Below are 19,987 nucleotides of genomic sequence, written 5' to 3'. Positions count from 1 at the left end.
GAGGTATCTGGATCGAGCAGGGTGATCGAAAGTGGGTCAGTTAAGAACCTGCGATTCCACCGCAGCGACAGCCGCCTCGCTACCCGCCCGGTTGCGGGAGGCTGGCCGGCCCTCCAACACTCGGCGGTTTGTTCGCCTGCACCGGCGGGACTTTGACGTAGAAGCCGAGGAACGCGGCGGGGACGCGCCTGTGCGGAAGCTCGAAGCCGCACTGGACGAACACGACCGAGTCGAGCGACGGCAGGATGCAGCGCAGCGGGAATATCGCTCTCTCACCCGGCTCGACCTGAAAAAGCCCCTTCAGCGTCGACTGCGTTGGATTCATCACCCTCTCGGCCAGGCAGTTCTCTAGGTCGGCCTTCACCTGTACCCCGTCGCGGACCGCCGGCAGCAGCCTGATGGTTACCTTGGAGAGAAACAGTGGGCGTTGCCCGGTGTTGGTGATCGTGTAATCCGCCGTGAACACCACATCGCCATCAGGAAGCTCGAAGTGCTTGCATTCGAGATCGGATCTCCACCGATGGCCGAACAGGTTGAACAGGTGGAACTTCACCATCGCCGCAACAGCCCCCGCCAGAACGGCTACGTTCACGAACACACCGGACACCGTATCCAACTCTTCCCATGATGCGCCACGGTTGCCGACCAGCCATGCGCCAAGAGTTGCCGCTACAAAGAGGAGCGTCAGCAGCACGATGTGATTGGACTTCACGGAGCCTCCGTGGTGCGCGGGGATGAGCCGGGCTAGCGGGGTGCGCGCGACAGCAAGAGAACCGACCTGGCGTCCTCCAGACGCATCCGGGTTCCCTCCAGGTAGTAGCGGCCGTCGAACAGCACGCGCCCCGGATTCCAGTACGACTTACGGATGCGCAGGTGCCCCTTCTTCGCATCGACGTCGAACCTCGCTTCCCGAAAACCGTTCGGGGTCCGCAGCACCGCTCTGTACGCGAACTCCGGCTCGAAGTAGATCGTAGCAGCCGAGTCCAGCACCGTGGCTGACGCCGGACGGCCCTTCGCCACAACGGACTCGACGCGCCACCTTCCGTCAATCGGCGTCGGGCGAGTCTTTCCGTAGAACTTGGCCCAGTACGCGAGCAGGACCGCGGCACCGAGAACCATCGTCCGCGCGCCGTATCGCATCCAGACACGGGAGCGACGTTCCACGCTCAGCTGAGATGTCTCGGCAGGCAGAACGAGCGCTGCCATGAGTGGCCCCCAGTGCACCGATAGTATGTAGCCCACCATGCCAAAGAGGATGAGCGCCATCAGCAGCGCTTCGCCGATCGAGTAGAAGATGTCGATCAGGACGATGTTGCCGAGCATCCCGAACAGCAGCAGCGCCCCCAGCGGTGTGGTGCGCCGGTAGAGTAGGAGCGCGGCACCAGCGATCTCCGCCGCGGCGATGAAGAGCCGGTATGTATCCGAGTAGCCGAAGAAACCCCAGACCAGCGCGATCCCCGACAGATCGCCGAACGGCGTGTCCAGCTCGTGGAGAAGGCTGACGAACTGCGACCGGAACACCTTTGCGAAGCCGTAGCCGAACATCCAGAACGCCACGAAGTATCGGCAGAATCTGTACGCAAACGACATTTCGGCGGTGGATCGTTGCATGTCAACCAATGGTAAGGGCAAGGGGGAGCGGACTTCCTTGGCGGCGCAAAGGTCGGCGCGGTGAGCATCCGCGCAGGCGGCAGCTTTATGCGTGGACTGCGTTGATATCATCACCCCTTCGGCCAAGGAGCGTGACCCTCAGCGCATCAGCCAATCATCCGCGGCAAATGGGCTGTCCTGCCGCCCCCCGGTTACAAGATTCGGTTCCAGCATCTGAAAAATCCCCAACAGCGAATTCTGGCGCTGCATCCCGGGCCTCCCATGCACCACGTCGTATTCCACATGTATGGGGATGTGCGGCATCAGCTGACGTTCGCGCATGACAAGGCTCGAGCACGAATCGAGGTTTGGGTGGTGACAGGGGCTGTGCTTCAGCACCAGGTGCATTCGCTGGGGCAAGCGCCCGAAGCTTTCGAGGAAGATCACCCACAACTCTTCCATCACGCCCTTCTCAAAGAAGATGTGCTCCGCGTGATTGTAGTTCGCGACCTGCCCCGGTCCGCGCGGCTGGGACCAGAGCGTAGCCACGTGCACGCCGTCGTACCCCACCACCATCCAGATGTCGTTGATTCCCTGTCTTCGCTCGGCCCGAGCGGCGGCGACGGCGTCGTCCATTTGACGCGGATTGTCGTCGAGCGACTGGAGATCTTCCGGCTCATAAATAAGCGGCTCGATCCCGCCGTCGTATGCTTCCCGGTATGCTGCGGTGGTATGGATGCTCGGCATGAACGGCCTCCCCGCGAGGTGGGTTGGAGTTGGGGTAGTGCTGCTCCGGCGTACGAGCCAATCATCGAGCGGATACCCTGGATACGGTTCGCGATCCAATAAACGTCCCCTTCCAGATAACGCCCGACGCCACCTTGCTCCAAACAGAATGTTGGCGAGTTCGCTGAATCATGGCGCGGAGACACAGGCGGCCAGCGAAACGGGACACGAGGCACGGAGACCCAGCTCCGTAACTCGTGTCCTTGCTCAAAACGCCTCCCCCGCGTGTCGACACCTCCGCGTGAGACCGCGGTTCGAGCCTGTGGCCTACCGCGCCGCCAGCAGCTCCTCGCGCTCCTTCTTGGTGGCCTCCACCAGCTTGGGCACCTCGTGCGCGGGGACTTCCTCGTAGGCGTGGAAGGCGCGGGTGTGGGTGGCGCGGCCCTGGGTGAGGGAGCGCAGGGCGGTGGAGTACTTGTACAGCTCGGCCTGGGGGACGATCGCGCGAAGGCGCTGGGCGCGGCCCGCCGGCTCGATCCCCAGGATGTGGCCGCGGCGCTGGTTCAGGTCGCCGATGACGTCGCCCAGGAACTCGTCGGGGGTGATGACCTCGACGGCCATCACCGGCTCCAGGATCACGGGCTCCGCGCGCGATGCGGCCTCCTGGAAGGCGAGGGAGCCGGCCACCTTGAACGCCGCCTCCGACGAATCGACCGTGTGGTAGCTGCCGAAGAAGACCTCGGCCTCGAAGTCGACCACAGGGAAGCCGGCGAGGACGCCGCGTACGGCTGCCTCCTGCACACCCTTGTCCACCGCGGGGATGTACTTGCCGGGGATGACGCCGCCCACCACCGCGTCGGTGAAGCGGTAGCCGTCGCCGCGGCTGAGCGGCTTGATGCGCACGTGCGCGTCGCCGAACTGGCCGCGCCCTCCCGTCTGCTTCTTGTGCCGCCCGTGGCCCTCCGAGACCGCTCGTATCGTTTCGCGGTAGGGGATGCGGGGGGCGCGGACGATGACGCTGACTCCCGTCTTCCGCTTCAGCCGCTCCAGCTGCACCTCAAGGTGGAGCTCGCCCAGGCCGCGGGCGATGGTCTGCCCCAGCTCAGGGTTGTACTCGGCGGAGAAGCAGGGATCTTCCTCGTGCAGCTTGTGCAGGCCGACGGAGAGCTTGTCCTCGTCGCCCCGGGTGGCGCTCTCCACGGCGATGGCGATGTCCGGCTCGGGGAAGCGAACCCCTTCCAGGATCAGGGGATGCGCGGGGGCGGAGAGGGTGTCGTTGGTGTGCGTGTCGCGCAGCTTGGCGACGACGCCGATGTCGCCGGCGCGCAGCTCGTCCACCTCCAAGCGGTCGCGCCCCTGCGGCACGGAAAGGTGCGACAGCTTCTCCAGCTTGTCGCGCGTCGCGTTCCCCACCTCGTCGCCGTTCCTCACCGAACCGCCGAAGACGCGGAAGAAGGAGAGCTCGCCCACGTGCGGCTCGCTGGTCGTTTTGAAGACCAGGGCGCAGAAGGGGTCCGAGTTCAGGCCGCGCAGCTCCACCGTCGTCCCGCCGCGCCCCTCGGCGATCTCGGCCGGGCGCTCCTGCGGCGAGGGGAGGAGCTCCACCACCTTGGTGAGGAGCGCGCGGATGCCGTACGTGAGCGTGGGCGCGCCGCAGAAGAGCGGGTACAGCTCGCCGCGCAGCATCGCCTGCTTGAGGGCGTGGATCGCCTCGTCGCGGGTGATGGTGTCGCCTTCCAGGTAGTGCTCCAGCAGCGTGTCGTCGGTGGCCGCGATGGTCTCGATCAGCTCGGCGTAGTAGCGGTCGACCGTGGCCTGCAGCTCGGCGGGGATGTCGCCCTCCTCGTACTCGCCGGTCTGCGTGCCCGGCGTGTAGAAGTGCGCACGGTCCGAGAAGAGGTTGACGATGCCGCGGAAGCTCTCGCCGCTGCCGATGGGCACCTCCACGGGGATCGCCTTGGGCGTGAGGTGCTCGCGCACGTCCTGGTACACCCGCTCGAAGTCCGCATTGGCGCGGTCCATCATCGACACGAAGAGGATGGCGGGGAGCTCGCGCTCGGCGATCATCTCCCACGCGCGCTCGGTGCCCACCTCCACGCCGCCGGGGGCGGAGAGGACGACGAGGGCGCCATCGGCCACGCGCACGCCGGCGCGCGCCTCGCCAAGGAAATCCAGGTAGCCCGGGGTGTCGATGAAGTTGACCTTGGCGTCCAGCCAGGTGGCGTGGGCCACCGACGTGTTCATGGAGCAGCCGTGGGCGATCTCTTCGGGGGTGAACATGGTGAGCGCCGTGCCGTCGGCGGCGGAGCCGTGGCGGCGGGTGGCGCCGGATGCGTGGCAGCAGGCATCGATCAGCGTCGTCTTCCCCGCCCCGCCGTGGCCGACCACCACCACGTTGCGGATGCGGTCCGTTGTGAATGAGGGGGCTGACGCCATACGCACCTCCGGGCAGGGGTGGAGGGAACCCGGCGCGGGACGCCGGGCGGAGGGGAAGTGCGTGTGGCGCGGGTGGATGGGCACGGCACGTCGATTCCGCACGTACGCGCTTCCGGCAACCGAAATTTCGCGATGCAAGAAGTGTACGGCCATGCTAGCTTGTGCCGCTCACCTTACCGCTCCCCGATCGGTGTGGTTATGGACCCCGACTGGCTTCGATGGGCGCGCCGCATCCACGCGCTGGCGCAGAACGGCTCCGCGTACACCGAGGGCGTCTTCGACCGCGAGCGCTACGCCGAGCTGAAGACGATCGCCGCCGCGATGATGGCCGCGTACGGCGACACGACGCCGGAGCACGTGCTGGGTTTGTGGGCGATGGAGGAAGGATACGCGACGCCCAAGGTGGACGTGCGCGCCGCCGTCTTCCGCGGCGGCGAGATCCTGCTGGTGAGGGAGCGCTCGGACGGCCGCTGGGCGCTCCCCGGGGGGTGGGCGGACGTGGGGGACAAGCCGGCGCAGTGCGTGGAGCGCGAGGTGCTGGAAGAGGCGGGGCTCACCGTGCGCGCCACGCACCTGGTGGCGCTGCACGACGGCAGCCGCAACGGGCACCCGCCGCGGCCCTACCACGTCTACAAACTGCTCTTCCTGTGCGAGCTGGTGGGCGGCGTGGCCACCACCAGCATCGAAACGGACGAGGTCGCCTTCTTCCCCGAAGACGCCCTCCCGCCGCTCTCGTTGGGACGCATCAACGAGCCGCAGATCGCGCTCTGCTTCCAGCACATGCGCGACCCCACGATCCCGACCGAGTTCGACTGAACTGCTGGCCTCACACAGAGGCACAGAGCCACAGAGAGAACTGCAGGAGGTTTTCTCTGTGGCTTTCAGTTCTCTCTGTGTTCTCTGTGTGAGGCTGTTTATCCTTCGCGGCGCTTGCCTGTGGTGAGCGCTTCCACCACCTCATCCGGCCCCGGGTTGCCCGCGATGGCGAAAGCGACGCCCTCCACCGGGATCGCGTCGGGGAGCCGGGTGCCGGGGACGAGCTCGCCGCTGAGGGTGAGGAGCCCGTCGTGGTCGGTGCCCAGCTCCAGCTCGTCCGCGGAGCCGAGCATCCCCTCGGACACTTCGCCGCGCAGCTTGCCGCGCTTGATCTTGGTGCCGTTCGGAAGGGTGACGCCGCTGCGCACGAGGGGGTAGTACGCCCCCGCCTGCACGTTCGCGGCGCCGGTCACGATCTGGAGCCGCTGCTCGGTGCCATCGTTCACCGAGCACACCTTGAGGCGGTCCGCGTTGGGATGCTGCGTCACGGACTCGACGTGCGCCACCACGATCGGGCGCAGCAGCTCCGCCAGCGGTACGATGCGCTCGACCTCGAATCCAAGTTCGCGGAGGCGCGCGGCCACCTCGTCGGCGCTCTCGGGAAGGGTCGGGACGCGGGAGCGAAGGTAGAGCAGGCTCAGGTTCACGGCAGACTCCATGGAGGTTCGGGACGCTCGATCGGCCCGAAGCTACCACCCGCCGCCCCGCGAGTCTACTGACACAAAGGCACAGAGAACTCCTCTCTCTGTTCTTGCCGTATGCCTCTGTGTCTCTGTGTGAGCCTCGCTGTTGCCGTTCGTCAGCCCTGCACCGGCGCCGTGCTCTGGATCGCCTCGTCCAGATCCGGATAATCCGGATCGGCAAGCTCCGTGAACACGGGATTCGACAGGTAGCGCTCGCCGAAGTCGCACACGATGGATACGATCAGCTTCCCCTCGTTCTCCGGCCGCGCCGCGATCTGGAGCGCCGCCCACGTGATGGAGCCGGACGAGATCCCCGCGAAGATCGCCTCCTCCCGCGCCAGCCGGCGGGCCGTGGCGATGGCGTCGTCGTTGGTGACGCGCACCACCTCGTCGTAGATGGAGGTGTCCAGGTTCCCGGGAATGAAGCCCGGCCCGATCCCCTGCTGCTTGTGCGGCGACGGCTCCCCGCCGGATAGTACCGGGCTCTCCGCCGGCTCCACCGCCACGATGCGGATCTCCGGCTTGCGCTCGCGCAGGTACCGCCCCGCGCCCGTGATCGTACCGCCCGTGCCGATCCCGCTGACGAAGACGTCCACCTCGCCCGCCGTGTCCTCCCAGATCTCCGGGCCGGTGGTGCGGTAGTGGATCGCCGGATTGGCGGGGTTGTCGAACTGCCGCGGCATCCACGCGCTCTCACCCAGCCGCGCGGCGATCTCCTCCGCGCGCGCGATGGCGCCCTTGATCCCCTTGGGCCCTTCCGTGAGCACCACCCGCGCGCCGAGGGCGCGCAGCATGTTGCGCCGCTCCACCGTCATCGTCTCCGGCATCACGAAGATGCAGCGGTAGCCGAGCGCGGCGGCCACGTACGCCAGTCCGATCCCCGTGTTGCCGCTGGTCGGCTCCACCAGCACCATCCCGGGCCGCAGCCGGCCGGCGTCGATGGCGTCGCGCACCATCGCGTAGCCGATCCGGTCCTTGACCGAGTTGAAGGGGTTGAACCCCTCGTGCTTCACCACCACGCGGCCGGGGAGGCCCTGCCCCAGCCGGTTGAGCTGGATCAACGGCGTATCGCCCACCGTCTCCGTCACGTTCGTATAGATGCGTCCGCGCGCCATCGGCGGCTCCTCTGCTCGGGTCGGGGGAGGCGGAAGGTGCCTCCCAGCTCAGTGCCGATTTCGAAGATTCCGCCGCACTTCGACATACGCAAGGGGCGGCGGATTCAAACCATTGGGCCGCTCAGGGTGTCGAACGTTCGACAGGCAGCGGGAAGGAACCCGCGCCGCGCCGCCCTACTGGAGAACCGCCATGTGCCCCCGTACCCTTTTCGCCGCCGCACCCGTCCTCGCCCTCTTGCTCTCCACCGGCGCCGCGGCGCAGGATTCGTCCAGCGACTGGCTGCGGCGCTGCCGCGAAGACCGCAACTGGGGCCCGCACGGCAGCGAGCGCCACTGCGCGCTGCGCGAGTCGCGACTCACCGCCCGCCCCCGTCTCTCCGTAGACGGAGGCGACAACGGCGGGGTGACGGTGACGGGGTGGAACGAAGGCGGCATCCTGGTGCGCGCCCGCGTGCAGGCCAACGCCCGCTCGCGCGAGGAGGCGCGCGAGATCGCGCAGCAGGTGCGCGTGACGACCGAAGGCGGCGAGGTGCGCGCCACCGGGCCCGAAAGGCGCGAGGGGCGCTCCTGGTCGGTCAGCTACGAGGTCTTTGTCCCGCGTCGCACGGGGCTCGACCTGGAGACCACCAACGGCGGGATCGGCGTGGAGCGCGTCTCGGGCGAGATGCGGCTCCAGGCGCGCAACGGCCCCGTTTCGCTGCGCGGCGTGGGCGGCAACGTGCACGCCCGCACCGCGAACGGACCCCTGCGCGTGGTGCTGGAAGGGGACCGCTGGGCCGGCCAGGGGCTGGATGCCGAGACGCGCAACGGCCCCGTCACGCTGGAGGTGCCCGACGGCTACTCCGCCAGCCTGGAGACGGGCACGGTGAACGGGCCCATGAACTTCGACATCCCCGTGCGCGTCCAGGGCCGCATCACGCGCCGCATACAGACGGAGCTCGGCCGCGGCGGCGCCCCGATCCGCGTCGTCACCACCAACGGGCCGGTGACCGTCCGCGGCACCTGATCCGCTCTGGCTGGCAACTGCATCTCACGCGGAGGCGCGGAGACGCGGAGGCGGATCAGAGTCTCGCACGGTCATGTGAGGTTCGCGGAGAGTTCGAATATGAGATAAAGGGCCGCGACTTCAGTGTCGCGGCCCTAACCATTGGCGCCAGTTGGCACGTGTTGGACACTCAGCGCTGGCCGGAACGGGCTGGTAGATCCCGCACGTCCTCCGTGATGTGTCGGCACCGCACCGAACGCGACGATGGTGGAACCGACCGGCTCTCGCGCGGAGACAGCGGGGCGAGAAACCCCGCGCCTCCGCTTAATTACCCGAGCCGAGGTAGCCGCTGCACATAGCCAGGCTGCCAGGATTCTGGGGCGCGGATACGCTGAAGTAGCTCACAAAGCCAACTCTCGCGCTGAGGTTGAAGGGACGTTCCACTCTGGATCGCCGTCCTCCACAACCTAACTGTATCCGCCTTTTTCGGACAGTACCTTAAAAGAACGCCCCTCTTGCGCCTACTGGAGCACTGCTTGATCGCATGGACCGGGAGCGCCATCATTCCAGCCGGAGCCGACCCCCTAACGCGCGGAAGCGGTGAAGCCATGGCACGGTGCTGGTTGATGAAGAGCGAGCCGTCGGTCTATTCGATCGACCACCTGGAGCGCGACGGGCAGACATCCTGGGAGGGTGTGAGGAACTTCCAGGCGCGCAACTTCATCCGCGACGACATGCGGGTGGGCGACCGCGTACTGTTCTACCACAGCAACGCGAGCCCGGCCGGCGTGGCGGGGCTCGCGCGCATCGCCCGCCCCGCCTACCCCGATCCCGCCGCCCGCGCCCCGAAGAGCGACTACTTCGACCCCCGCGCCAGCGACGAGGATCCCCGCTGGTTCATGGTGGACGTGGCGTTCGAGGAGCACTTCCCCGCCCTCGTTTCCCTGGACACGCTCCGCCAGACGCCGGGTCTCGAAAAGATGCTCGTCATCAACCGCAGCCGCCTCTCCGTCCAGCCGGTCACGGAGGAGGAGTTCGAGATCGTCGTGAGGCTCGGGCGGGGGAGTGCGTGAGTGCGGAAGGGCAGGCATCGGCGCGGCGGCCTCGCCCGGGGATGAATCCCCCGGCTGGAACTACGGGAAGCCGGCTGCTGCAGCATACCTGCTAGCGGAGTGACTTTAGGGGTGCCGAAAGTGCCGTTCCGCTCACAATTGGGACTTCCGCACTGACGCACTCATGCACTTCCGTTCACGCCGCGTTCGCCAGCGCCTCCGGCTCCGCGTCGTACGTCGTGCCGGTGGCGCTCTGGATGGCGTCGACGACGGCCTTCGCGATCCGCGGCTCTTCCTTGATCGCCGCCCAGTTCTCCCGGACGAACTCCTTGAGGTTCCGTACGCGGCGGTTGATGCGGATCTCCGCGTCGTCGGGCACCTGGGGACCTACGCGGCGCACGTACTGGAGCATCGCGTCGTGGCGCGTACCGTCGCCCGCGGGTTCCGGCTCAATGGCGGCCACCACCGCGGCGGCAGCGGGTTCCGTGGGCGCTTCCGCGGCGGGGCGCTTCGGCTGCGGCTCCGGGAGCGCCCATTTGGGGAGCTTCGGCGGGTCCCAGCGAAACGGCTTCCCGTCCTTGGTTTTCCCGCGCAGGCTCCCGGTGTCGCTCACCTGCGCAAAGGTCTCGTCCAGCCCGTACAGATAGCGCCCGATCCCCCACTGCACTGCCGAGCGCTTCATGGCGCCGGAGAGGCCACCCTTCACCCCTTCGATGTCGGTGTTCTCGGCGCCGTCCCACTTGGTCACCCACTCCTCGCCCACCCGCACCGAAAGCCCGCACATCACGCCCCCGTCAGGCCCGGGGCGGAACTCGTTCTTCCAATTGCCGGGCCCCACCACCTCGTCCAGGCGGCTCTGGATGGCGCGGTTGGTGACGTACGGAACGCAGATGGCCCAAACGCGGCCGTTCTTCTCGCCCGCCTGCTGCAGGCGCCACTCGATCTCTTCCGCCGGGAAGCGGTCCTGGAGCGACCTGAAGTTGATCTCCGCCATCGTTTCATCCCTCCGTGATTGGGTCCCGCGGTGCAGAACCTTATACGGTTAATCTTCGGTTTTGTTCCCCTCGCGTCAAGAGTTTTGATGCCCCGGCACCCCGGATGCAGAGCAGGTGGCGGCAGGGGAGCGGCTCCACCACCGAAGCGAGGGACGAGATGGCGAAAGTGGACGAGGTGCGGATCTCCGGCGTGCGGATCTCGAGCCCGGACGACGTGATGTACGCGGAGCAGGGGATCACCAAGCGCGAGCTGGCCGAGTACTACGTGGCGGTGGCCGGCAGCATTCTCCCCTTCCTGCGCGGACGGCCGCTGACGCTGGTCCGCTGCCCCGACGGCGAGGGGGGCGCCTGCTTCTACCAGCGCCACGCCTCCGGCCACGTCTCCCCCGAGCTGCGCCAGGTGGAGGTGGAGAAGCCGGACGGCGGCGTCTCCATGCACCTCGCGACGGAGTCGCTGAAGGCGATTCTGTCGATGGTGCAGATGCGCGTGCTGGAGCTGCACACCTGGAACGCGCGGCGCGACCGGCTGGACCGCCCGGACCGCATGGTCCTGGACCTGGATCCGGGGCCGGGGGTGCCGTGGTCTGGCGTGGTGGGCGCCGCGTTCTCCTTTCGCGACCGGCTGGAGGAGCTGGGGCTGCGCTCCTTCGTGAAGACGACCGGCGGCAAGGGGGTGCACGTCGTGGTCCCGCTCGCGCGCCGCCACAGCTGGGAACAGGTGCGCGAGTTCAGCCGCGCCCTGGCAACGGAAGCGGCCCGGCGCGCCCCGCAGCACTACCTGGAGCACGCATCCAAGGCGGACCGGAAGGGGCGCATCTTCGTGGACTACCTGCGCAACGCGTGGGGCGCCTCCATCATCACCCCGTTCTCCACCCGCTCCCGCCCCGGCGCTCCCGTCTCCACCCCGCTCACCTGGGATGAGCTCCGCTCCGGCGCCGAGCCGATGGACTTTACCGTCCGCACCGTTCCCGAGCGCATTGCCGCACTGCGCGAAGACCCCTGGCAGGGCTACGCCGAAGCCGCCCGCCAGACCATCACCCGCGCCGCGTTGCGCAAGGTGCAGCCGCCCGCCTGAGGTAGACCGCGGCTGCGGGTGCGGCGCAGGGATCGCGATTGTCTAAACGCGTAGGCGCAGAGAAAACGCAGAGATCTCGCACCTGCTCAGTTGGCTGGACCAAGCATGGCGCCGGCTTCCCAACGTGCGGCTGACTCTATGTAGTCGGATCGAGAACCGGCATTCCCTCGTGGCGCGCTGCGGCAGACTGCCGCAGATCAGCCGAGACAAACCAGAATTCCTCCCCCTCCGCTACCCCGCGATAAAGCCTCTGAGCAGCCGCGACGTGTACAGAGTCGGCGCCTCTGATTTGAAGGCGCGCAGCGAGATCCGCAGCCGAAGTGATGACCTCACTTGTCCGAATGACTGTAAAGCTGGAGCCTTTCTCGAAATACGTTCGCAGCTCGGGAAGCGTGCGTTTTAGAGTCGCGGGGCTGATGCCACGCCGCCCGCCAACTCCTCTCTCGAGCATCTGACGCAGTGCCGAGACGGACTCGGGGTGGACGAGATCGCATACAGCTACACGTATGCTTTCCGCGTTGGCCTCTGTACCTCGTACAATCTCCCGAACACGCTCGGCACCCTCCTCAACGACGAACAGCTTTAGAAACGCAGACGAGTCGAGGAAGTAGTGTCTCATGGGGAGCGTGGCGCCAGCGAATAAGGATCTGGCTCGCCGTCTCACCCTCGACCTCGATCGGTTCGGGTAGCTTCACCTTGGCGCCGATCCGAGGAATCTGAATGTGGACACCGTCCGCAGCCATGCGGTCGCGCAGCTCGATCAAGTCCTGTGCGTACTCCGGTTGATCCGGCTTGCCGTCTGACGGTTCGGGTGGAGGCTGGTTCGTGAATGGGGTGTTCATGTCGTCCTGGAGCCTGGGAGCGTTCGTTAAGCTCAGCAATGGTAACCGTTTCCGCCGTGCCACTCAAGCGACATTTCGGGGCGCTCGGCGGGTGACAGCAGGCGTGTGCACGGTGCACGCGGATGGCCGGTTCGGCGCGCGCAGAAACGCGCCCGCTCCCCGATCGTGGAGGCGGGCGCGCCGAGGTTTGCACGGGTGCGGCTATTCGTAGAGCGCGTCGAGGTCCGCGGCGGCGAGGTCGGCGAGGAGGGTGGAGATGCGCTCGGCGACGGCGTCGAAGAAGGCGGCGCCCTTTTCGGGGGTGGAGGCGGAGGGGTTGCCGGTGCCGGTGTCGTCCGTTACCTGGCGCCAGTGGCGCGGGGCCCACGCCCAACCCTCGCGCAGGCCCGCGACGCGAAACTGCCGCGCTGCGCCGCTCCCCGCCTCGTCCAGCGGGAGGACGAGGTTGGGCGCGACGTGCATCATCACGCTCGTCTCCAGCTCGCCCGCGTGGTCGCCGGGGTCGGCGAAGAAGGGCTTCGGGTCCACGCAGTTCCACCAGTTGACGGTGCAGATGAAGACGCGGCTGCGCGGCTGCAGCTCGCGGATCATCTGCCGGAAGTCGTTGCCGCCGTGGCCGTTCAGCAGCACCAGACGGTGGATTCCCTGCCCGGCCAGCGCATTCACCAGGTCGGCCAGGACGGCGGCCTGGGTGCTGGGGTTCAGGTTGAGCGCGAGCTTGAGGTCGAGCTGCCCCGTCTGCACGCCAAAGGGCACGGTGGGGAGCACCACCGCGCGCGTCCCCCGCTCCCAGGCGCGGCGCGCGGCCTCGGCGGCGACGTGGTCGCACTGGATGATGTCGGTGGCGTACGGGAGGTGATAGTTGTGGGGCTCGGTGGCGCCCCAGGGGAGCACCGCCACCGTGTACGGCGTGTGCTCCACCGTCTTCCAGGTGGCTTCGGCGAGGACGTAGGGGCGGCCGGGCATGCGTCGTTGTATGCGGGGGTTCAGCGCGCGAAGATCGTGCGCGCATCCTTGATCAGCGCGTCGCAGCCGGCGGCGTCGGTCCGCACCATGGTGAAGCCGCTGGTGCCCGGATCGGGGCGCAACGGGAGGGTGCGGGCGAACATCCGGTTCGATGCGCCCAGCGTGCGCTGCTCCAGCAGGCGCACTTCCACGTCCCCCTCCACGCGGTCGTCCGACGTGCGGCGGCCGTGCAAGACCACGTGCGCGCGCTGGGCGACGAAGAAGCGCACGCGGCCGACTACCGGAAAGTGGGCGATGACCGTGGCGCCGGGCGCGCCGTCGCCGTCGCTGTCCACCACGCCGGGGGAGCGCGCATCCCGCGGGAGCGCGCCGCCGGTGAGACGCGGGTCGTAGCCCACGTGGTCCACTCCGGAGTCCGCCGTGTAGCTGCGGTCCGGCGCGTCGCCGCGTACGTCGGCCGGATACTCGCGTGGGGCGAGGGCGCGCACGAAGGCCGTCGGTACCGTCATCCTCAGGCGCGGGCTGTTGATGTCGACGTCGCAGACGCGCTGGCGCTGCACCAGACGGCCCGCGCGGCGCTCCACCTCGACCAGCAGAAGGGAGCGGGTGACGCTCCTCTGGGCGCCGATCACCGGCACGCGCGCGATGCTCCCCACGCGCAGCTCCATGGCGTAGCGTCCCTCCCACACGTCCGCGCCGCGGGCGGAGGCACAGAGGGGGAGCGCGGCCAGCACGCCGAGCGCGCGGAGTTTTCGCAGTGGTTCCATCATCTTCCAGGTGCTACGGTTCCATCCCGCGGTCGGCGAGGAGCGCGCGCGCGGCCGCTTCGCCCGATAGGACGCACAGCGGCACCCCGCCGCCCGGGTGCGCGCTCCCGGATGCAAGGTAGAGCCCGCGCACCCCCGCGACCCGGTTGGGCGGCCTGCGAAAGGCGGCCAGCGGCGAGTTGGATGCCGCGCCGTAGATGCTTCCCCGGCTCCCCGGGAACTCCGTCGCGAGGTCGGTCGGTGTGCGCTCCCACGCCAGAACGTCGTGCTCTGCCACGAGGCCGGCGGGGCGCAGCCGCTGCATCACCGTTTCGCGCAGGCGGAGCCACGCTTCGGCGGCGCGGGGGCCGGCGGCGGGCTCGGCGGGGGCGTTGGCCATGACGAAGAGCGGTTCGTCATCGGCCCATCCGGTGCGGCCGTGACACGCCTCCTGCGCGCACAGGTAGACCGTCGGCTCGGCGGGAGGGATGCCGCGGTCGAAGACGTCCGCGAACTCGTCCATGTAGGTGCCTGGGAAGAGCACGGTGTGCGCGACCCGCGCCTCCGCTCCCAAGCGCCGGCGGGCACGCACGATGCCGACCCAGCCGGACATCGATGGCTCCGCCGGAGCGCGCCGGATGGTACCGCGGGGGAGAAGGTCGTCCAGCACGTGGGCGGCGTCCGCATTCCCGACGATGGCGCCGGCGGGCCAGTGCCGCCCGTCCGCCGTATCCACCCCCTGCACGCGCCCGCCGCTCATGCGTATGTGCTCCACGCGCGCGCCCGTGTGGATGCGGGCTCCGGTGCGCTCGGCCGCGCGGGCCAGGGCGCGCGCGACCTCGTACATCCCGCCCTCCACGCCGTAGCCGCCCATCGCCAGCTCCACGTGGGCGATGCAGTTGAGGGTGGCCGGCGCGCGGCGCGGGTCCGAGCCGTTGTACGTCGCGTAGCGCGCCAGCAGCCAGCGCAGGTGCGGCGAGCGGACGCGCGCGCGGATCGCGCCCCACATCCTGCGCAGCGGATCGATGCGCGGAAGCAGCGCGAGCGACGCCAGCCCGCCACGGGCCAGCGTCGCGGGCGTGGGCGCAGGCCCGTAGACGAAGTGCGGCGCCGCCGCGTCCCAGATGCGCGCGGCGTAGCGCAGGAATTCCGCGAAGTCGTCCGCCGCCTGCGTGCCGAGCGTGGAGCGCACCGACTCGACCGTCTCCTCCGGCCGCACGAACACGTCCAGCTCCACGCCGTCCGGGTACAGGTAGCGGAAGGCGGGATCGGGCTCGCGCAGCGAGATCTCCTCCCGGAGCGAGCTTCCGGCAACCCGAAATACGGCGTCCAGCGCGCGCGGCAGGGTGAGGACGCTGGGCCCCGTGTCCACCTCGACGCCCTCCACCACGCGCACGTTCAGCTTCCCGCCGACGCCCGGGCCGGCCTCCAGCACGTCGACCGAGAGCCCGCGCGCCGCCAGCCGCGTCGCCGCCGCCAGGCCGCCGACGCCGGCGCCGATCACCACGACGTCAGCCATCGCCACCCCCGCGCCCGCCCAGCAATCGCGCTCCGATCCCCTGCTCCGGCGACTTCACCCGCGGCGCCACCAGCGCGGGAAAGGGGCGCGCGTTTCCGGCGAGCGCCGCATCGATGCGCGCCAGGCCGTCCTCGACGGCGCGCTCCACGTGCGCCACGTCCGCTCCAGCGGCCGGGATAGGCGCGCCGAGGTGGGCCCATGCGGCGGGGGCGGGCCTTTCGCCCCAGGCGTACTGGATGGCGATGGGGATGATGGATGCCTCCGGCACCATCCGCGCGAGGAGCGCGACGCCTCCCTGGAAGCCGAGCGGGCGGAGGTGCGCCGGCCGATGGTGGCCCTGCGGGAAGATCCAGAGCGCGCGCCCCGGCCGATTCAGCTTCGCCGCCGCATCCCTGAGCCCCGCGCGCGACGTGGCCGCACCCCCGCGGTCCAGAGGGAGCGCTCCCAACCGTGCAAAGAAGGGGAGGCGGCGTACGCTTTCCGCGTCCATCAGCGCGTACCCTTCGGTACCGAGCTCCTCATCGAGCGCCACGACCAGGAACGAGTCCCACCATCCCACGTGGTTCGCGGCCAGGATGACGGGGCCCTGGCGCGCGGCGTCACGTGCTTGATCGAGACCATCCACGTAGAACCCGTCGAGGCCGCGCGCGAGGCGCCGCCGCACGTACGGGCGCGTGAGGGCGAGGAACCAGGGGGAGCGGCTCATGCGCGGAGGGCCCCCTCCCCCCGGCCCCCTCCCCCGCCTGCGGGGGCGCAGGGCGGAGGAGGGGGAGAACGCCGCATGTTGCGCCGATGCCTCGTAGGGGCAGCCCCGCGTGGCTGCCCGTGCTCTCCCCGGCTCCGTGCCGCGCGTGGTCGCATCACCCCAGCCTCGCCTCGCGGGACGCGTACCGCCGCCCGCGCCAACGGATGTCGCCGCGGCGGCGCCAGCGGAAGGAGTTCACCGCGATCCCCATCGCCCCCAGCACCGCCAGCGGATGCAGCACTATGCCTTCGATCGGCTGCCGTAGACGTAACGCGAGGGTGAGGCGAATCAGCGCGTTCCCCGCGATGCCGGCGAGCGACGGTGCCAGGAGCGAGCGCCCCCCCAGCAGCGCCGCCGCCAATCCGACGTACGGCGCCACGAACACCATCCCGTACAACGCGATCACGCCCAGCACGCCGGCCGCCGTGCCGCCCACCCCCTCCGCCAGGTTCTTGGAGAATCCGCGCCAAACCTCCCCCGCGCCGCGATACATTCGGCATCGTGCCATGAGGTGGCCGTCCCCGAAGACGACGCGGCCGCCCGTCGCCTTGACGCGCCGGCAGAGCGCCATGTCGTCGACCACTTCGGCGCGCACGGAGCGCCAGCCGCCGGCGGCATCGAGGGCGGCGCGGCGGATGGCGAGAAGCTGGCCGTTCGCCACCAGGAAGCGCGGATCGCGCGAGCGCCAGATGAGCGGGAGCGGGAGCCACGCGACGTAGGTGAGGTGGAGGAGCGGGATGATCCAGCGCTCCGCCCACGATCCCGTCACCTGGCGCGTGGCGGCGGTCACCACGTCGGCGCGGAAGTCGCCGAAGATGGAGCCGATCCGCGCCAGGCACTCGGGCGAAGGCTCGGTGTCGGCGTCGAGGAAGACGAGCACCTCGCCCGACGCGGCTTCCGCCAGGCGGTGGCAGGCGTGCGGCTTCCCCACCCATCCGGGCGGCAGCGGAATGCCGCGCACCAGCCGCACGCGCGCATCCTCCGCCGCCAGGCGCGCGACGATGCCGGCCGTGCCGTCGGAGGAATCGTCGTCGTACACGATGATCTCGTCGGGGGGTTGCGTGCAGGCGAGGACGGCGCGGGCGCAGCGCTCGATCGTCTCCGCCTCGTCGCGCGCGGGGATGAGGACGGAGACGCGGCCGGCGATGCGTCCATCCGCACGTCCACGCGGCCAGACGGCGAGGTTGAAGAGTACGAGCGCGAGCACGAACAGCGGCGCCGCGGCCAGAAGGAGCCAGGCGAGAATCACACCGCCCTCCGGCCGGCCAGCATGGAGCGAAGGAGTCGAGCCACGCGCCCGGAGCGCGGACCGGTGAAGAGGGGGAGCCAGATGGAGTTCGGCCCATCCACCCGGTGCACGCGCATGCGGACGAAGGGGCGGTGCGGCGCCAGGTCCACCCGGTCCGGGCGGCACAGCTCGCTCCACCCCGTCGCCGTCTCGCCGGATGCAGTGCGCGCTTCGGAGAGCATGCGCAGGTAGAAGGGGCCAGCGTCGACCACGCGTGTGTGCACCACTTCCATCCAGGGACGATCCGCGGCGCGCAGGACGAGGCGCTCGGGTCGCGACAGGCCCCCAAAGGCGCGCCGCTCGCGCCCCAGCTCCACCCCCAGGTCGGTGCGCGTCATCCATCCATCCGCGCCGATCTCGACGCCGAAGTGGATCGGGCGGCCGCCGCCCTTCGGCCAGGTGAGATAGTAGACCAGCTCACGGTCCGCGAGGGGGACGCGCCCCCACATCCAGCGGTCGATTCCCAGGTCATGGAGCGGAACGCGGCCGACGTTGCGGTCGTGGTACGCGCGCCCTTCGACCTGCGCAAAGGGGCGGCCGTCCAGCTCCAGGCGCAGGGTGCCGGTGGCGGGGCCGGTCAGCGGCGTCCACAGGTGCGGCGCGGCCGAATCGGGCGCCGAACCCGGGAGGCGGGCCGTGCCTTCGACGTGAAGCGTGCCGGTCACGCGCGCACCCGTCCCAGGAAGGTCGCAGTCGAGCGCGGCACCCAGTGTGCAACGGCCACCGTCCGCACTGCGCCAAAAGGTGCTGCGGCCGATGCGCTGCTGGTCCGTAAGTGCGCGCGCAGGCGGTGCCTCCGCCCGGTACTCCTGGAGGAGGTAGAAGACGGGCGCGCCCCGGCGATACACAACGAGGTTCAGCGACGGGCGCTGAAACGGAAGCTGCGGAACGCCGCGCCGGGCCGCGTCCCCGTAGCCGGGGAGGAAGGGGAGGCCGTACGACCAGATCAGCACGGCGCCGTCGCCGCCGGGCGCCACGAGGTCCGCGTACCACCAGGCGAACCCTCCGGGCGCGCTCAGTAGATCCGGTGATACCACGGCGTTCGTACTCCCGATGTCGATCAACGGCTCGCTCCGCTCCTCTTGGCGTGTGACGCTCGTCCTGATACGTTGTACAGCACGTATAAGCTTTGTGCAACCTTCTACCCCGCCAGACATGACGATGCTGGATGCGCTCGTCGTTGGAAAGGGCCCGGCCGCGCTGGCATGCGCGGCCGCCCTGGCGGAGCGTGGAGTATCCACGGGGCTGCTGGGTCCCGCGGGCGAGGTGCACTGGCCCGCGAAGTACGGCGTCTGGGCGGACGAGATGGAGGACGCCGGAATCCCGTCGCTCTTCGACCACGTCTGGGCGCGCGCGGTGGTGCACGCCGGGCGCCCGCACCGGCTGGAGCGCAGCTACGCGCGGGTGGACAACGCGCGCATGGCCGCCTGGCTGGCCGGGCGCTGCGAGCGCGCGGGCGTGCGGACGATCGACGGCTCGGCGGCGGGGATCGGCGCGCGGAGCTCGGCGACGGCGGTCCGGCTCCGCGAGGGAGGGACGGTGGAGGCGCGGATCGTCGTGGATGCCACCGGCCACCGGCCCGCGCTCCTTCCGCGCCAGGAGCGCCCCGCGCCGGCGTACCAGACGGCCGTGGGGTTCACGGTCGAGGCCGACGTGCACCCCTTTGCATCGGACGAAGCGGTGCTGATGGACTGGCGCGACGGCCATCTGCCCGGCGAGGAGCAGGGCGGCTTCCCCACCTTCCTGTACGCCTTCCCGCTCGGCGACGGACGCATCTTCGTGGAGGAGACGGCGCTGGCGGCCCGCCCCGCGCTCCCGCTGGCGCTGCTGGAAGCGCGCCTCTGGCGGCGGCTGGAAGGGCTGGGCGTGCGCGTGCGGCGCGTGGTGGATCGCGAGGAGGTGTGGATCCCGATGGGCGGCGCCCCACCGAGCCGGCACGCGCGGGTGGTGGGCTTCGGCGCGGCGGGCGGCTTCGTGCACCCCGCGACCGGCTACTCGCTCGCGCGCTCTCTTGCCGCCGCGCCTGTGCTGGCGGACGCGGTCGCAGCCGCGCTGGACGTGCCTGGCTCCACCCCGGAATCCGCGACGGCGGCGGCGTGGGACGCGATCTGGCCCGCGGACCGGCGGCGGCGCTTCGCCCTTTTCCGCTTCGGAATGGAGCAGCTCGTGAGGATGAACGGCACCGCGGCGCGCGAGTTCTTTGACACCTTCTTCGCCCTCCCCGCCGCGGACTGGCGCGGCTACCTGGGCGACACGCTGACGGCGCGCGAGGTGAGCGGGGTGATGGCGCGCCTGTTCACGCACGCCACCGGCGGCACGCGCCGCCGCCTGGCGCTCGGAACGCTGGGTCCTGGCGGGCGAGAGCTGGCCGCGTCGCTCCTGCAGACGGCGGTGAGGGCGGGATGATG

19 protein-coding genes are annotated in these 19,987 nt (G+C 69.6%); 5 read left to right on the top strand and 14 right to left on the bottom strand.

Going from position 1 to position 19,987, the window contains the following annotated elements; genetic code table 11:
* Nucleotides 1-79: 79 nt before the first annotated feature.
* The 4 genes from VF584_14675 to fusA all read right to left on the bottom strand — a co-directional run bounded on the left by VF584_14675 (nucleotide 80) and on the right by fusA (nucleotide 4,752).
* The gene (locus tag VF584_14675) at nucleotides 80-712 is read right to left on the bottom strand and encodes a hypothetical protein (protein ID HEX8211414.1); all 633 of its coding nucleotides are present in this window, start codon (nucleotides 710-712) and stop codon (nucleotides 80-82) included.
* Nucleotides 713-744: 32 nt separating this feature from the next.
* Nucleotides 745-1,557: a hypothetical protein gene (locus tag VF584_14670; GenBank protein ID HEX8211413.1), complete on the bottom strand. Its 813-nt coding sequence runs from the start codon at nucleotides 1,555-1,557 to the stop codon at nucleotides 745-747.
* A gap of 192 nt (nucleotides 1,558-1,749) precedes the next feature.
* A complete protein-coding gene (locus VF584_14665; GenBank protein ID HEX8211412.1) occupies nucleotides 1,750-2,337 on the bottom strand; it encodes a hypothetical protein in 588 nt (195 codons plus the stop codon).
* A gap of 306 nt (nucleotides 2,338-2,643) precedes the next feature.
* Complete coding sequence (fusA, locus tag VF584_14660) at nucleotides 2,644-4,752, bottom strand: elongation factor G (GenBank protein HEX8211411.1); 2,109 nt, start codon at nucleotides 4,750-4,752, stop codon at nucleotides 2,644-2,646.
* 198 nt (nucleotides 4,753-4,950) lie between these two features.
* On the opposite strand from fusA, the gene VF584_14655 reads away from it, so the two are divergent.
* Nucleotides 4,951-5,568: an NUDIX hydrolase gene (locus VF584_14655; protein ID HEX8211410.1), complete on the top strand. Its 618-nt coding sequence runs from the start codon at nucleotides 4,951-4,953 to the stop codon at nucleotides 5,566-5,568.
* A gap of 98 nt (nucleotides 5,569-5,666) precedes the next feature.
* On the opposite strand, the gene VF584_14650 is transcribed toward VF584_14655, so the two are convergent.
* Nucleotides 5,667-6,227 (bottom strand): hypothetical protein, encoded by a 561-nt coding sequence (locus VF584_14650; protein HEX8211409.1) that lies wholly within the window; start codon nucleotides 6,225-6,227, stop codon nucleotides 5,667-5,669.
* Nucleotides 6,228-6,367: 140 nt separating this feature from the next.
* Nucleotides 6,368-7,366, bottom strand: a complete 999-nt coding sequence (cysK, locus tag VF584_14645) for a cysteine synthase A (GenBank protein ID HEX8211408.1) — start codon at nucleotides 7,364-7,366, stop codon at nucleotides 6,368-6,370.
* Nucleotides 7,367-7,556: 190 nt separating this feature from the next.
* On the opposite strand from cysK, the gene VF584_14640 reads away from it, so the two are divergent.
* Together VF584_14640 and VF584_14635 are read left to right on the top strand one after the other, a co-directional pair.
* A complete protein-coding gene (locus tag VF584_14640) occupies nucleotides 7,557-8,372 on the top strand; it encodes a hypothetical protein (protein ID HEX8211407.1) in 816 nt (271 codons plus the stop codon).
* 605 nt (nucleotides 8,373-8,977) lie between these two features.
* Complete coding sequence (locus VF584_14635) at nucleotides 8,978-9,424, top strand: EVE domain-containing protein (protein ID HEX8211406.1); 447 nt, start codon at nucleotides 8,978-8,980, stop codon at nucleotides 9,422-9,424.
* 175 nt (nucleotides 9,425-9,599) lie between these two features.
* Here the strand turns inward: VF584_14635 and VF584_14630 are convergent, their stop codons facing one another.
* On the bottom strand, nucleotides 9,600-10,397 hold the full coding sequence (locus tag VF584_14630) for a Rad52/Rad22 family DNA repair protein (GenBank protein ID HEX8211405.1): 798 nt from the start codon (nucleotides 10,395-10,397) through the stop codon (nucleotides 9,600-9,602).
* A gap of 104 nt (nucleotides 10,398-10,501) precedes the next feature.
* Here VF584_14630 and ligD point away from each other — a divergent pair, with 104 nt between their 5' ends.
* Entirely contained in the window at nucleotides 10,502-11,473 is a 972-nt protein-coding gene (gene ligD, locus VF584_14625) for a non-homologous end-joining DNA ligase (protein HEX8211404.1), read from the top strand.
* Nucleotides 11,474-12,039: 566 nt separating this feature from the next.
* Here the strand turns inward: ligD and VF584_14620 are convergent.
* The 7 genes from VF584_14620 to VF584_14590 all read right to left on the bottom strand — a co-directional run bounded on the left by VF584_14620 (nucleotide 12,040) and on the right by VF584_14590 (nucleotide 18,643).
* Entirely contained in the window at nucleotides 12,040-12,315 is a 276-nt protein-coding gene (locus VF584_14620) for a hypothetical protein (GenBank protein ID HEX8211403.1), read from the bottom strand.
* A gap of 201 nt (nucleotides 12,316-12,516) precedes the next feature.
* Complete coding sequence (locus VF584_14615; protein ID HEX8211402.1) at nucleotides 12,517-13,281, bottom strand: creatininase family protein; 765 nt, start codon at nucleotides 13,279-13,281, stop codon at nucleotides 12,517-12,519.
* A gap of 20 nt (nucleotides 13,282-13,301) precedes the next feature.
* The gene (locus tag VF584_14610; GenBank protein HEX8211401.1) at nucleotides 13,302-14,051 is read right to left on the bottom strand and encodes a hypothetical protein; all 750 of its coding nucleotides are present in this window, start codon (nucleotides 14,049-14,051) and stop codon (nucleotides 13,302-13,304) included.
* Between the two features lie 10 nt (nucleotides 14,052-14,061).
* Entirely contained in the window at nucleotides 14,062-15,546 is a 1,485-nt protein-coding gene (gene crtI / locus VF584_14605; protein HEX8211400.1) for a phytoene desaturase family protein, read from the bottom strand.
* On the bottom strand, nucleotides 15,539-16,252 hold the full coding sequence (locus VF584_14600) for a lysophospholipid acyltransferase family protein (GenBank protein HEX8211399.1): 714 nt from the start codon (nucleotides 16,250-16,252) through the stop codon (nucleotides 15,539-15,541). The genes crtI and VF584_14600 overlap by 8 nt, the downstream gene beginning before the upstream one ends.
* A 154-nt stretch (nucleotides 16,253-16,406) precedes the next feature.
* Nucleotides 16,407-17,540: a glycosyltransferase family 2 protein gene (locus VF584_14595; protein HEX8211398.1), complete on the bottom strand. Its 1,134-nt coding sequence runs from the start codon at nucleotides 17,538-17,540 to the stop codon at nucleotides 16,407-16,409.
* Nucleotides 17,537-18,643 (bottom strand): hypothetical protein, encoded by a 1,107-nt coding sequence (locus VF584_14590; GenBank protein ID HEX8211397.1) that lies wholly within the window; start codon nucleotides 18,641-18,643, stop codon nucleotides 17,537-17,539. The genes VF584_14595 and VF584_14590 overlap by 4 nt, the downstream gene beginning before the upstream one ends.
* Nucleotides 18,644-18,734: 91 nt before the next feature.
* On the opposite strand from VF584_14590, the gene VF584_14585 reads away from it, so the two are divergent.
* Nucleotides 18,735-19,985 (top strand): lycopene cyclase family protein, encoded by a 1,251-nt coding sequence (locus VF584_14585; GenBank protein HEX8211396.1) that lies wholly within the window; start codon nucleotides 18,735-18,737, stop codon nucleotides 19,983-19,985.
* Nucleotides 19,986-19,987: the final 2 nt, after the last annotated feature.

Origin of the sequence: Longimicrobium sp. (assembly GCA_036389135.1) — a bacterium.
Classification (GTDB): domain Bacteria; phylum Gemmatimonadota; class Gemmatimonadetes; order Longimicrobiales; family Longimicrobiaceae; genus Longimicrobium.
Note: the sequence above shows the minus strand (reverse complement) of the source record. Positions and strands in the feature narration are given on the sequence as shown.